Origin of the sequence: Catenulispora yoronensis (assembly GCF_039531695.1) — a bacterium.
GTDB classification, from domain to species: domain Bacteria; phylum Actinomycetota; class Actinomycetes; order Streptomycetales; family Catenulisporaceae; genus Catenulispora; species Catenulispora yoronensis.
In genome coordinates, this window is the sequence record NZ_BAAAQN010000024.1 from 19,409 (window position 1) to 31,524 (window position 12,116).

The following is a 12,116-nucleotide window of genomic DNA, read 5'->3' on the forward strand; positions in this document are numbered from 1 at the left end:
GTCCTCCCGTGGTGTGGTGGAGCGCTTCGTGTGCTGGGCGATGGCCGGAGCGAATGGGGCGGACGCGATATAACGTATCAGCGGTCTGCGGTGGGGGCCGGGGAGAGTGCGGACTCCGCCTCGATGCGGGCCGCGATCAGCTTCTCGATGGGCTCGACCGCCGCGCCGCCCAGGACGCAGCCGGCGCCGATCGCGGCCAGCAGCAGGACCGTGCCCAGCCAGGCCATCGTCGACGGCGCCAGGGTGAAGGCCAGGACCAGCCGGGCCACGCACTCGGAGACGAGGGCGACGCCCCAGATGAGGCTGTACTGGTTCTCTTTGGCGCGGAACGCCGCGTCCTCGTGGATGGCCTCCCAGGCCGCGACGCGCTGTGCGTTGCCCTTGGTGACGAACGGCTTGAGGCCCGCGGTCATGGCGGGCCGCCCGGCCCGGACCGACCACAGGATGCCCAGCCCGATGACGCTGCTGATGGCGGAGTCCTTGGCGATCATCAGCCGGGCGTCGCCGGAGACGAAGGTGAGGGCGATCGCGGCGAGGTTCACCGCCAGCATGAGGATGGCCAGCATGTTCGCTTCGCGCTTCACGACGACCGCGGCGACGGTGCGGACGGCCGGGACCACGCTGGTGATGCCGAGGGCGGCGGCGGTGCCGATCCCGAAGGCGGAGTGGAGGAGGTAGTAGCCGCCGAGGGGGACGGCGATGTCGACGGCCAGGGGGAGGAGCGCTTGCTTGAGCGGGTGGGGCGGGGCCGGGGGTTCCGAAGCCGAGGTAGTGGCGGCGACAGTGCTGGCAGAGACAGTGGCGGCGGTCATGACGGATCCTCCCCGAGGGTCTTTCTTAGGTCGGACCTAACATTAGGCTGGACCAAGTGAATAGGTCAAGCCTAAGATTGATCCCATGGAGACGATGAAGGCGGCCGGCGGGGCGGGCGGGACCGCGGGCCTGCGCGAGCGGAAGAAGCAACAGACCCGCGAGGAGATCTCGGCGGTGGCCACGACGTTGTTCACCGAGCGCGGCTTCGAGCAGGTGACGATCGCCGACGTCGCAGCGGCCGCGGGCGTGGCGAAGATGACCGTCACCAACCACTTCCCGCTGAAGGAGGATCTGGTCTTCGACCGCGCCGAGCACATCATCCGCGGCCTGCCCGACGCGGTCGCCGAGCGTCCGCGGGGCGAGTCGGTGCTGGCCGCGGCCCGCCGCTTCCACGCCGAGAGCCTGGCCGCGGGCGACCCGACGCTGGGCCACCTGGGAGTCGCGTTCGCGCGCATGGTCGAGGCCAGCCCGGCGCTCGTCGCGCGGGAGCGGCAGATCCAGGACGCCCGGGAGCAGGCGCTGGCCGAGGTGCTGGTGGCGCGGGCGCGGCCGGAGGAGGAGCTGACGGCGCGGATCGTGGCGGCGCAGATCAACGGGGTCTATCGGGTCCTGTATTTCACGGCCCGGGCGCTGGTGTTGGCCGGGACCGCGCCGAAGGAGAGCGCGGCGCTGCTGGGACAGGCCGCCGGTGAGGCGTTCGACTTGCTGGCCGCCGACCTCAGCGGGTTCGACCCGCGGCGCGGGCCGTGAGCCCGCTCCGCGCCGACGCCTACGATCTACTGCATGACCGAAGCCCCGCAGTCGGCCGCCGAGGATTCTGCCGGCCGCATTGTCTTCCTTGCCACTTCTCCCCGTGTCGCGCTCGGGCTGTTGTCCTGGCCCGCGTGGGAGACGTTGCAGGCGGCCGATGTCGTCTTCGCCGGTGACGCCGGCCATCCGCACATCCCCTTCGTGGAGCAGGCCAGCGGCGCGGTGGTGGCGCTGCCGGACCACAGTCCGGCGATGGCCGCCGAGCGGCTCCTGGAGGCCGCCACGCCGTTCCGCACCGTCGTGTGGCTGACCGAGGACGAGGAGTACGACGGCGAACTCGCCGTGGCGCTCGGGAACCGGCTGGTGCAGTCGACGATCTCGCCGCTGCCGGACATCGAGGTGCTGCCCGGGTCGTACGACCTGCCGGGGGCCAGGCTGCTGGATCTGGTCGACGTCATGAACCGGCTGCGGTCGCCGGGCGGCTGCCCGTGGGACGCGGAGCAGACCCACGAGTCGCTGAAGAAGTACCTCTTGGAAGAGACCTACGAAACGGTGGAGGCCATCGAGGAGGGGGAGGTGATGACGCCGGGCCCGGGCCGGGACGCGCTGCGCGAGGAGCTCGGCGACGTGCTGCTCCAGGTGGTGTTCCACTCCCGGATCGCCGAGGAGCACGACGAGGACCCGTTCAGCGTGGACGACGTGGCCGACGGGATCGTCGCGAAGCTGATCCGCCGGCATCCGCATGTGTTCGCGGACGTGGACGCGCCGACGGCCGAGCACGTCGCGGCGAACTGGGAGGTCATCAAGGCCGAGGAGAAGGGCCGCGAGTCGGTGACGGAGGGCGTGCCGATGACGCAGCCGGCCCTGGCGCTGGCGGCGAAGCTGGGATCGAGGGTCCGCCGGGCGGGGCTGGCGGTTCCGGCGGCGGGTGCGTCCGGCCACGCCGGAGTCGGGGCCAGAGCCGGAGTCGGGGTCGGGGTCGGAGCCGGGGCACCGGATTCCGGCGAGCTCCCGAGGACTGCCGACGAGCTGGGCGAACGGTTGCTGGAGTTGGCGATTTCGGCAGGTGAGGCGGGGTTCGATCCGGAAGAAGCCCTGCGTACGGCCGCACGAAGGTACCGTAACCGGATCATTACGGCCGAGGAGGAGCTAGCCAGGGGGTAGGGGTACCGGGTTACTCTGAGCGTGGTAGGCGAAGCGGACCGGCCGACTTCTCCTCACAACTCGTTGCTGACCCGGAGAAGAGATCCAGCATGTTTGGCGAATTCCAGCCTTGGCACCTCATCGTGCTGCTCGTCGTACTGTTCCTGCTGTTCGGCGCCAAGCGCATGCCTGACATGGCGCGCTCGGTCGGCCAGTCGCTGCGGATCTTCAAGTCCGAGATGCGGCAGGGGCAGAAGGAGACCGAGGAGGTCGCGGAGCAGGCTCGTGAGGCTGCTCGGGTGAACCCCGCCGTGGAGAACTCGACCGCCGGCGCCTCGTCGGTGCACGACGCGGCGCAGAAGCAGCAGGCCAGCTGAACCGCTGACCACACCCCCTGACCGTCCGCCGACCATCCGCTGGGTCGGCCGAGAGCTGGTTCGCCGAGCCCCCGGGCTGGGCTGTGGAGCCGGCGACCATGAGGGCCTCTCGTGATGGCGAGGGGCCCTTTGGCATGGCGTCGGTGTGGGCGTCGGAGTCGGCGTCGGCCTTTGACGTAGGCGTAGACGCTGGCGACGGGCCGAGCACGGTGCGTGAGGCGGCCCCGGCGGACCGCCTCCCACCGTCACTGTCCGGGCAGCGTGTTCTGGAACGCCCCGTCGGCGGCGGCGTTCAACAAGTCCTTCTGCGACTCGTCGCTGCGCAGGTCCGCGTAGACCGCCGTGGTGATCAGCAAGTACCGGTGGAAGCTCCCGAACTTGCCCTCGCGGGTGGCGGTGGTCGCCTTCGCCAGCTTGCCGCACGCGTCGGCGCCCGGCTGGCCCGCCGGCGGGCACCACTGGTTGTAGTCGCCGGTGTGGGCGACGCTCAGCTTCTGGTAGACCTTCTGAGCCGTGGCCGCGTCCGGATAGGGGATGATCATCGCGCTGACGATGACCTTGTTCTCCGGGTCGGTCCACGAGGCCGCCATGAACTCGGTGCACTTCGCGGACTTCACGATCGGCTCGACGATGGTGTCGCCGACCTTGTCGCAGGGCTTGGGGCCCGCGGCCTTCAGCGTGTAGGCCACCTTCTTGCTGTCGGTGAAGGTGCTCGCCACCATCCCGGCCTGGGTGAAGGGCGTCTTGTCGGTCGTGTCCTTGTCCAGGCTCGCCCCGCCGGGCGCGCCGGTCGTCGCCGCGGTGGTGGGCGTGCCGGACGCCGAGCTGGTGTAGCTGTTGTCAGGGAACGAGCTCGCGGTCTGGTCCGGGGTGGCGGCGGTGGAAGCGGCGGCGCTCGCGGTGGTGGCCGCCTTGGTGGGGGCCGAGTCCGGCTTCTTGTCGTCCTTCTTGTTCGTGACGAAGTAGATCGCGGCCGCGGCGCCGACGATGGCCACGGTGCCGATCGCGATGAACACGATGCCGCGCCGGTTGCCCTTGGGCGGCGGGGTGTCGTTCTGCGAAGGCTGACCCGGCATCTGCGGCGGAGTGAACTGCGGCGGCGCCGGGGGCTGGCCGAAGCCCGGGTACTGATTCACGCCGCTGGCCGAGGGCGGCGCGGTGTACTGCGGCGGCGCGTCGTACTGCGGCGGGTACTGCTGCGGCGGGGCGTAAGGACCCTGGTTCCAGCCGCCCCCCTGCTGCGGCGGCTGCTGTTGCGGCGGCTGCTGCGGCTGGGGCTGGGGAGTCCCCCATCCGGGCTGTATATGCGTCTCCCAAGGTGGCTGCTCCGACATAGCCGACAGCATAGGCAGTACGCGTGGCGGAAGTGCAGGCCCCTTCCCGATCCGGCCGTGAACACCTGGATATGTCGTCTATGGTCGAAGGATGGCCGAAACCCATGACACCTCATTCGAGCAGCTAGCCGCTGCCGTCCTGGACGAGATGTGGCGCCGTCATCCGGACGCCGCGTCGGTCCTCGGACTCCATGAACACGACGCCAGGCTGCCGGACCGGTCGGCGGCCGGGCTGGCCGCGGAGGCCGCGTGGCTCGCCGAGAGCGCCGCGGCGCTGGCCGAGATCGACACCTCGCGACTGGCGGCGCAGAACCGTGTGGACGCCGCGATCCTGGCGACCGAGCTGGCCTCGCTGCGCTTCCGGCTGGAGGACCTGCGCGAGCACGAGTGGAACCCCGCCGAGGCGAATCCCGGCGTGGCCCTGTACACCCTGCTGGCCCGGGACTACGCGCCGGCGGTCACGCGTCTGACAGCCTTCGCGGGGCGGCTGGAGCAGGTGCCCGAGGCGTTGGCGGCGAACCGGGCCGTACTGGCCGGGAAGTCGTTGTCCCGGATCCATGTCGAGCTGGCGATCGGCCAGTTCGAGGGCACGGTGGACCTGCTCGGGGGCGAGCTGGAGGCGGCGCTTTCCGAGGCGCCGGAGGCGCGGGGCGCGATCGACGCGGTGCGTCCGGCGGCCTTGGAGGCGCTGCGCGACCACCTCGGGTGGCTCAAGGAGCGGCTGGCCGCCGGGGACGCCGGGGAGGAGGAGTTCCGGGATCCCCGGATCGGGGCCGAGCTGTTCGCCCGCAAGCTGTCGCTGAGCCTGGACGCCGAATCGGACGCCGCGGCGATCCTGGCCCGGGCCGAGGCCGATCTGGAGCGGGTCACCGGGGAGATCGAGCAGGCGGCCGCCGAGTACGAGGGCGTGGCGGTGCCGGCCGAGGCCGGGGAGCGGTCCGCGCTGGTTCGCAGGGTGCTGAATCGGCTGGCCGAGGCCGTGCCGGACAACGACAGCATCCTGGAGTACGCGCGCGCCGCCGTGCTCCAGCAGATCGCCTTCGTGCGCGAGCACGATCTGGTGACCGTGTTCGACGACCCCTACGAAGTGGTCGCCATGCCCGAGGTCAATCGCGGCGTGGCGGTCGCCTACTGCGATCCGCCGGGGCCGCTGGAGCCGGCCGAGGTGCAGACCATCCTGGCCATCTCGCCGACCCCGGACAACTGGACGCGGGAGCGGGTCGACTCCTTCTTCCGGGAGTACAACCTGCACATGGTGCACAACCTGATGGTGCACGAGGCGATGCCGGGCCATCTGCTCCAGCTCCAGCACTCGCAGCGGTTCCGGGCGGACACCACGGTCCGGGCCGCGATGTGGTCCGGTTCCTTCGTCGAGGGCTGGGCCGTCTACGCCGAGGAGCTGATGGCCGGGCACGGCTATCCCGGCGACGGCGATCCGGCCGGGGTGCGGATGCAACAGCTGAAGATGCAGCTGCGGATGATCATCAACACCGTCCTGGACGGCCGCGTCCACGGCCACGGCATGACCGAGGACGAGGCCATGGCGCTGATGATGGAGCGCGGCTTCCAGGAGGAGGGCGAGGCGGCCGGCAAGTGGCGCCGCGCGCTGCTGAGCAGCGCGCAGCTGTCCACGTACTACGTCGGTTACACCGAGGTCTCGGACCTGCTGCGCGATCTGCGGGCCGCGCACCCGCGGTGGTCGGAGCGGACGCTGCACGACACCGTGCTGGGCCACGGATCGCCGGCGGTGCGGTATCTCAGGGAGCTGCTGGAGCTCTAGCCTCCGGCTTCCGGACCGGGCCGCCGGCCGTTCCGGTCTCAGACGTTCAGGTAGCGGAGGACCGCCATCACCCGCCGGTGGTCCTCCGCGGCCGGCGTCAGGTCGAGCTTGGTGAAGATGCTCGACGTGTGCTTCTCCACGGCCTTCTCGGTGACGAACAGAGAGGCGGCGATGGCCGAGTTGGAGCGGCCCTCGGCCATCGCGGACAGCACTTCGCGCTCGCGCGGGGTCAGCGTCTCCAGCGGGTCGTTCTTCTTGCGCCGCCCCAGCAGCTGGGCCACCACCTCGGGGTCCAGGGCGGTGCCGCCGGCCGCGACCCGCTTGAGCGCGTCGACGAACTCCTCGACCTCGGCCACCCGCTCCTTGAGCAGGTAGCCCAGGCCGTTGGCGCTGGTGGAGAACAGCTCCTGGGCGTAGGCGGCCTCGACCGCCTGGCTGAAGACCAGCACGGCCATATCAGGGTACTTCGACCGGACCTCGACCGCGGCCCGCAGGCCCTCGTCGGTGAAGGTCGGGGGCATCCGGACGTCGGCCACGATCACGTCCGGGCGGTAGGCGTCGGCCGCCGTCACCATCCCCTTGCCGTCGTCGACCTTGGCCACCACGTCGAAGCCGGAGTCGTCCAGGAGCCGGGCCAGCCCTTCGCGCAGCAGGACGGCGTCTTCGGCGATCAGGACGCGGATGGGATCTGGCACGGAATCTCCATGATGATCTGGGTCGGCCCACCGATCGGGCTGCTCACCGACAGAATGCCATCCAGCGGTGCGATGCGGTCGCCGAGCCCGGCCAGGCCGCCGCCGGCGTGGGCCTCGGCGCCGCCGACGCCGTCGTCGCCGACGCTCATCCGCAGCGCGCCGTCGCGGTATTCCAGATCGATCCAGGCCCGGGAGGCGTGCGCGTGCTTGGCCATGTTGGCCAGCGCCTCGGAGGCCACGAAGTAGGCCGCGGACTCCACTTCCGGGCTCGGCCGCCCGGGCAGGGCGGCGTCCACCTCGACCGGGATCGGGGAGCGGCCGGCCAGCGCGGACAGCGCCGCGTCCAGGCCGCGGTCGGTGAGCACCGCCGGGTGGATGCCGCGCGCCAGGTCCCGCAGCTCGCTCAGGGCCAGCTTCACGCCCTCGTGCGCCTCGGCCACCAGCCGGGCCGCGGCCTCGGAGTCCTCCTCCGAACCGGACTTGAGCTTGGACTTGGCGCGCCCCAGGTCCATGGCGAGCGCGACCAGCCGCTGCTGCGCGCCGTCGTGCAGGTCGCGCTCGATCCGCCGGCGCTCGGCCTCGGCGGCGCTGATCGCCTGGCTCCGGGTCGACCGCAGCGCCTCCTCCCGTCGGTCCAGCTCGGGCCGGCTCAGGCCGAGCAGCGCCCGCCCCAGGCCGGTCTGGGTCCGGGTCGCCAGCTCCAGCAGCGCCGGGCCCAGGAACCACATGAACACGAAGCCGACGGCGGCGAAGGCGATCACGCCTGGTGTGGAGCTGACGTAGAACTCGTTCCCGCTCAGGTGCATCAGCGGGATGCGGTGGTGCGGCAAGTAGCGGTACCAGAAGGGGACCGAGAGGGCGCCCAGGGCCAGCGCCCAGGTGGTGGCCACGACGGCGAACCAGGCGGCGCCCAGCGCCGAGGCCACGACCAGGTGCACCAGGTCGCGCCAGGTGGCGGCCTCCGAGACGTGGGCGAGCAGGCGCGCGGTGGGCCGGCCCGTCGGGCGCGGGGTCCGGTACGGGGACGGGATCCGCTCGCCGGTCAGGTTCAGGATCCGCCGCCGCTCCCGGCGGCTGAACCGCCGCAGCGCGGCCATGGCCACGAGCAGCAGCGGCAGGCCCACGGCCACCAGCAGCAGGACCGAGCCGGCGGTGATGGTCACGCAGACGAACAGCAGCACGGCGAAGGCGCCGAGGAAGGACGCGACGAGATATCCCTGCTGACGCAGCGCCCGGCCGGTGAACGGCCCCCGCAGCAGGACGCCGGCACCGACTTCCGGCGCGGAGCCGCGCTCCCCGCGACCGGCGGCGCCGGTCCCCATAGTCGTGATCATAGGTCCAGCATGGGCGATCGCCGGAGGGATTCGAATGGGGGTGGCCCTACTGTTCGGCCCGGCCTGCGGCGTGATCGTCAACGTCATCTTGACGACCAAGATACGTCAATGCACCATTGACGTATGGCCGAGAACACTGAGAACGCTGAGAACGCAGCGCACACCGAGACCCCGATCCCGCCGGACCTCCCGACCCTGCCCCTGCTCATCGGCGCCATCGAGGCGCACCATCCGCCGACCGATCCGATCGCCCGCCTCACCGAGGCGGTGCGGACCGCCGGCCGGCTCACCACACTGGCCGACCACCTGATCGGCCACTTCGTCGACGCCGCCCGGACGGCCGGCGCCTCGTGGACGCAGATCGGCGTCGGCCTCGGCGTCTCCAAGCAGGCCGTGCAGCAGCGGTTCGTCCCCCGGGAGCCGGCCACGGTCGCGGATTTCACGCTCGATCGGCAGCGCTTCAACCACTTCACCGCGCGGTGCGTGAACTGCATCGCCGCGGCCGAGAAGATCGCGCAGGCCACCGGCGCCGCCGCCGTCACGCCCACCCACATCCTGATCGGGCTGTTCGCCGAGCCGGAGAGCCTCGCCGTGCGGGCGCTCGCCGAGCACGGCGCGGAGCACCCCGACCGGATCCGCGCGGCGGCCGTCGCGTCACTGCCCGCCGTCGCCGTCGAGGACCTCGCCGACGCCCCGGCCGCCCCGCTCCCCTTCACCCCCGAGGCGCGCAAGACCTTCGATCTGGCCGTCCGCGCCGCGCTGACCCTCGGCCACAACTACATCGGGACCGAGCACCTGCTCCTGGCGCTCACCGCCGATCCGGCCGTCGAGCCGGCGCCGCTGCTGGCGGGCGAGCCGTTCCGGCTCACCACCGAGGTTCTCAGGGCCTCGATCCGGAACCAACTTGAGGAATTCACGCGTCGCCGCGCCGAACACCAGGCGAAGTCCGAGGCCCGCGCCGGAGCCGTCTCACCCTTCGATCCGGCGGATCAAGGGCCGGGCGCCGCCGCGGGATAGGCTCGTCCCGACATCAGAATCAGTGAAGGAGAGATGCGACGTGGCGTCCATCGAAGCCATCAACGCGCGGGAGATCCTGGACTCGCGCGGCAACCCGACCGTCGAGGTCGAGGTCCTGCTGGAGGACGGCAGCTTCGCCCGGGCCGCGGTGCCCTCGGGTGCCTCGACCGGCGCGTTCGAGGCCGTCGAGCTGCGGGACGGCGACCCGGCCCGGTACGGCGGCAAGGGCGTGGAGAACGCCGTGCAGGGCGTGCTCGACGAGATCTACCCGGCCGTGGTCGGCGAGGACGCCTCCGACCAGCGGCTGATCGACCAGGCGATGATCGACCTGGACGCCACGCCGAACAAGGCCCGGCTCGGGGCCAACGCCATCCTGGGCGTCTCGCTGGCCGTGGCCAAGGCCGCCGCCGACTCCGCCGAGCTGCCGCTGTTCCGCTACCTCGGCGGCCCGAACGCGCACACGCTTCCGGTGCCGATGATGAACATCCTCAACGGCGGCGCGCACGCCGACTCCAACGTGGACATCCAGGAGTTCATGATCGCGCCGATCGGCGCGGGCAGCTTCCGCGAGGCCCTGCGCTGGGGCGCCGAGGTGTACCACGCGCTGAAGTCGGTGCTGAAGGAGCGCGGCCTGAACACCGGGCTCGGCGACGAGGGCGGCTTCGCCCCGGACCTGGGCTCCAACCGCGAGGCGCTGGACCTGATCCAGATCGCGATCGAGAAGGCCGGCTACGTGCCCGGCCGGGACATCGCGGTCGCGCTCGACGTCGCCGCCACCGAGTTCCACAAGGACGGCGTCTACGAGTTCGAGGGCAAGTCCCGCACCGCCGAGGAGATGATCGACTACTACGCCGAGCTGGTCGACGCCTACCCGCTGGTGTCCATCGAGGACCCGCTGGACGAGCAGGACTGGGACGGCTGGAAGACCATCACCGACCGCCTGGGCGCCCGGGTGCAGCTGGTCGGCGACGACCTGTTCGTCACCAACCCCGAGCGGCTGGCCCGCGGCGTCGCCGGCGGCCAGGCCAACGCGCTGCTGGTGAAGGTGAACCAGATCGGCACGCTGTCGGAGACCTTCGACGCGGTGACGATGGCGCACCGCAACGGCTACCGCACCATGATGTCGCACCGGTCCGGCGAGACCGAGGACACCACCATCGCCGACCTGGCGGTGGCGATGGACTGCGGCCAGATCAAGACCGGCGCCCCGGCCCGCTCGGACCGCGTCGCCAAGTACAACCAGCTGCTGCGCATCGAGGAGGAGCTGGACGACGCCGCCCGCTACGCCGGCCGCTCGTCGTTCCCGCGCTTCCAGTACGAGGGCTGACGCTCCCGGCGCGGTATCGTCGTCAGTTATGAGATCGGCAGGCCAGGGCCCCTGGCCCCGGCGCTTGAGCGCGGTCCCGACGCAGCGGCAGGACGCTGCGTCGGGATCTTCGCGCTCGGCCGACGACGATTCCGGGGGGTCCGGGGGTCCGGGTGGTTCCGGGAGCTCGGGCGGCCCGGGTGGTTCCGGCGGCTCCGGCTCCCGGCCGCCGGCGAAGCGCCGCACGCGCTACACGGCCCGCGCCGCCGTCCTGCTCCTGGTGTTCTGCGCGCTGGTGCTGGCCCTGGCCTATCCGCTCCAGCAGTACTTCTCGCAGAGCTCGCAGATCGACAAGCTCAAGGAGCAGAACGCGCAGAAGCGCGTCGAGGTCGACCAGCTCCGGCAGGAACTGGAGCGCTGGCAGGACCCGGACTACGTCCGCATCCAGGCCCGGAGCCGGCTGCACTACGTCCTGCCCGGGGAGACCGGCCTGCGCCTGCTCGGTTCCGGCGACGCCGCCTCGGGCGTGCCGAACCCGACCGACACCCGCGCCGGCGGGCCCACGGCCTGGTACTCGCAATTGTGGAACTCGGTGACCTCGGCGGCTTCCTCCGCGCCGACCTCGCCGGCGACACCCACCTCGCCGACCTCACCGGCATCGCCAGGGCCGACCTCGCCGACCGCGCCGTCGACACCGGCCTCGTCCGGCTCGCTCACCTCGCCGACGCCGCCCGCGTCGCCGACGCCCGCGTCACCCACGCCCACGGCGCCGACCAGCACCAAGCACTGAACCGGGCGGCACCGGTCAGGACCGCGTCACCCCGAGGTACTTCAGGACCGCCAGCACCCGCCGGTGGTCCTCGTCGGCCGGCGGCAGGCCCAGCTTCGTGAAGATGTTGCTGATGTGCTTCTCCACCGAGCTGTCGGCCAGCACCAGCTGCTTGCCGATGGCCGCGTTCGACCGGCCCTGCGCCATCAGCCCGAGCACCTCCCGCTCCCGGGCGGTCAGCGCGTCGGTCGGCTGCGACCCGAGCAGCTGCACCACGACCTCCGGGTCCAGCACCGTCCCGCCGCCGGCGATCGTCACCAGCGCCTGCACGAAGTCGCTGACGTCCGCCACCCGCTCCTTCAGCAGGTAGCCGACGCCCGAGGCGTTGCCGGAGAACAGGTCCCTGGCATAGCGCGTCTCCACATACTGCGAGAACAGCAGGACACCGACCTTCGGATGGCTCTTGCGCAGCTTGAGCGCCGCGCGCAGGCCCTCGTCGGTGTGGGTCGGCGGCATCCGGATGTCCAGCACCACGGCGTCCGGCGGCTCGGCCGCCACCGCGGCCAGCAGCGCCTCGGCCTCCGGCACCGCCGCCGGCACGTCGTGCCCGCGCTTGGTGAGGATCTGCACGAGACCGTCCCGCAGGACGGCCGAGTCTTCGGCGATCATGATGCGCACGGGGCTTCGGTCTCCTCCGCGTGGGTCGGGCTCCGGCGCCTCGACCCTAGCCGAACCGGGCCGGACGCGGCGCCGGCGGCCGGACTCTCGGAAGTCGGGGGCCAAGCGGTCTTAGGGAGA

The 12,116-nt window shown here is 71.6% G+C and carries 12 protein-coding genes; 7 read left to right on the forward strand and 5 right to left on the reverse strand.

Annotation, left to right across the window (positions count from 1 at the left end; translation table 11 throughout):
• Positions 1-77: 77 nt before the first annotated feature.
• On the reverse strand, positions 78-812 hold the full coding sequence (locus tag ABD481_RS20625; RefSeq protein WP_344667341.1) for a VC0807 family protein: 735 nt from the start codon (positions 810-812) through the stop codon (positions 78-80).
• Positions 813-897: 85 nt separating this feature from the next.
• Between ABD481_RS20625 and ABD481_RS20630 the strand changes: the two genes are divergently transcribed.
• From ABD481_RS20630 to tatA, 3 genes are all read left to right on the forward strand, one after another.
• On the forward strand, positions 898-1,563 hold the full coding sequence (locus tag ABD481_RS20630; protein ID WP_344667342.1) for a TetR/AcrR family transcriptional regulator: 666 nt from the start codon (positions 898-900) through the stop codon (positions 1,561-1,563).
• A gap of 33 nt (positions 1,564-1,596) precedes the next feature.
• Positions 1,597-2,727, forward strand: coding sequence for a nucleoside triphosphate pyrophosphohydrolase (locus ABD481_RS20635; protein ID WP_344667343.1), 1,131 nt, complete (start codon positions 1,597-1,599; stop codon positions 2,725-2,727).
• An 89-nt stretch (positions 2,728-2,816) separates the two neighbouring features.
• Positions 2,817-3,083 (forward strand): Sec-independent protein translocase subunit TatA, encoded by a 267-nt coding sequence (gene tatA, locus ABD481_RS20640; protein WP_344667344.1) that lies wholly within the window; start codon positions 2,817-2,819, stop codon positions 3,081-3,083.
• Positions 3,084-3,328: 245 nt separating this feature from the next.
• Here tatA and ABD481_RS20645 read toward each other — a convergent pair whose 3' ends face one another.
• The gene (locus ABD481_RS20645) at positions 3,329-4,417 is read right to left on the reverse strand and encodes a hypothetical protein (RefSeq protein ID WP_344667345.1); all 1,089 of its coding nucleotides are present in this window, start codon (positions 4,415-4,417) and stop codon (positions 3,329-3,331) included.
• A gap of 91 nt (positions 4,418-4,508) precedes the next feature.
• Here ABD481_RS20645 and ABD481_RS20650 point away from each other — a divergent pair, with 91 nt between their 5' ends.
• Positions 4,509-6,197 carry a DUF885 domain-containing protein gene (locus tag ABD481_RS20650; protein WP_344667346.1) on the forward strand — a complete coding sequence of 563 codons (1,689 nt, stop codon included), beginning with the start codon at positions 4,509-4,511 and terminating at the stop codon, positions 6,195-6,197.
• A gap of 38 nt (positions 6,198-6,235) precedes the next feature.
• Here the strand turns inward: ABD481_RS20650 and ABD481_RS20655 are convergent, their stop codons facing one another.
• Together ABD481_RS20655 and ABD481_RS20660 are read right to left on the reverse strand one after the other, a co-directional pair.
• Entirely contained in the window at positions 6,236-6,880 is a 645-nt protein-coding gene (locus ABD481_RS20655) for a response regulator (RefSeq protein WP_344667439.1), read from the reverse strand.
• Positions 6,868-8,226, reverse strand: coding sequence for a sensor histidine kinase (locus ABD481_RS20660; protein ID WP_344667347.1), 1,359 nt, complete (start codon positions 8,224-8,226; stop codon positions 6,868-6,870). The genes ABD481_RS20655 and ABD481_RS20660 overlap by 13 nt, the downstream gene beginning before the upstream one ends.
• Positions 8,227-8,349: 123 nt before the next feature.
• On the opposite strand from ABD481_RS20660, the gene ABD481_RS20665 reads away from it, so the two are divergent.
• Genes ABD481_RS20665 through ABD481_RS20675 form a run of 3 tightly spaced genes read left to right on the forward strand, consistent with a single transcriptional unit; the run spans position 8,350 to position 11,339 of the window.
• A complete protein-coding gene (locus tag ABD481_RS20665) occupies positions 8,350-9,243 on the forward strand; it encodes a Clp protease N-terminal domain-containing protein (RefSeq protein ID WP_344667348.1) in 894 nt (297 codons plus the stop codon).
• 40 nt (positions 9,244-9,283) lie between these two features.
• Positions 9,284-10,570, forward strand: a complete 1,287-nt coding sequence (gene eno, locus ABD481_RS20670) for a phosphopyruvate hydratase (RefSeq protein WP_344667349.1) — start codon at positions 9,284-9,286, stop codon at positions 10,568-10,570.
• A gap of 28 nt (positions 10,571-10,598) precedes the next feature.
• Entirely contained in the window at positions 10,599-11,339 is a 741-nt protein-coding gene (locus tag ABD481_RS20675) for an FtsB family cell division protein (protein ID WP_344667350.1), read from the forward strand.
• Positions 11,340-11,354: 15 nt separating this feature from the next.
• Here the strand turns inward: ABD481_RS20675 and ABD481_RS20680 are convergent, their stop codons facing one another.
• Positions 11,355-11,987: a LuxR C-terminal-related transcriptional regulator gene (locus tag ABD481_RS20680; protein WP_344667440.1), complete on the reverse strand. Its 633-nt coding sequence runs from the start codon at positions 11,985-11,987 to the stop codon at positions 11,355-11,357.
• Positions 11,988-12,116: the final 129 nt, after the last annotated feature.

Excerpts from the sequence above, each read along its gene's own strand:
- ABD481_RS20625 (WP_344667341.1), bottom strand. The coding sequence starts at position 812 with ATGACCGCCGCCACTGTCTCTGCCAGCACTGTCGCCGCCACTACCTCG.
- ABD481_RS20630 (WP_344667342.1), top strand. The coding sequence starts at position 898 with ATGGAGACGATGAAGGCGGCCGGCGGGGCGGGCGGGACCGCGGGCCTG.
- ABD481_RS20635 (WP_344667343.1), top strand. The coding sequence starts at position 1,597 with ATGACCGAAGCCCCGCAGTCGGCCGCCGAGGATTCTGCCGGCCGCATT.
- tatA (WP_344667344.1), top strand. The coding sequence starts at position 2,817 with ATGTTTGGCGAATTCCAGCCTTGGCACCTCATCGTGCTGCTCGTCGTA.
- ABD481_RS20645 (WP_344667345.1), bottom strand. The coding sequence starts at position 4,417 with ATGTCGGAGCAGCCACCTTGGGAGACGCATATACAGCCCGGATGGGGG.
- ABD481_RS20650 (WP_344667346.1), top strand. The coding sequence starts at position 4,509 with ATGGCCGAAACCCATGACACCTCATTCGAGCAGCTAGCCGCTGCCGTC.
- ABD481_RS20660 (WP_344667347.1), bottom strand. The coding sequence starts at position 8,226 with ATGATCACGACTATGGGGACCGGCGCCGCCGGTCGCGGGGAGCGCGGC.
- ABD481_RS20665 (WP_344667348.1), top strand. The coding sequence starts at position 8,350 with ATGGCCGAGAACACTGAGAACGCTGAGAACGCAGCGCACACCGAGACC.
- ABD481_RS20675 (WP_344667350.1), top strand. The coding sequence starts at position 10,599 with ATGAGATCGGCAGGCCAGGGCCCCTGGCCCCGGCGCTTGAGCGCGGTC.
- ABD481_RS20680 (WP_344667440.1), bottom strand. The coding sequence starts at position 11,987 with ATGATCGCCGAAGACTCGGCCGTCCTGCGGGACGGTCTCGTGCAGATC.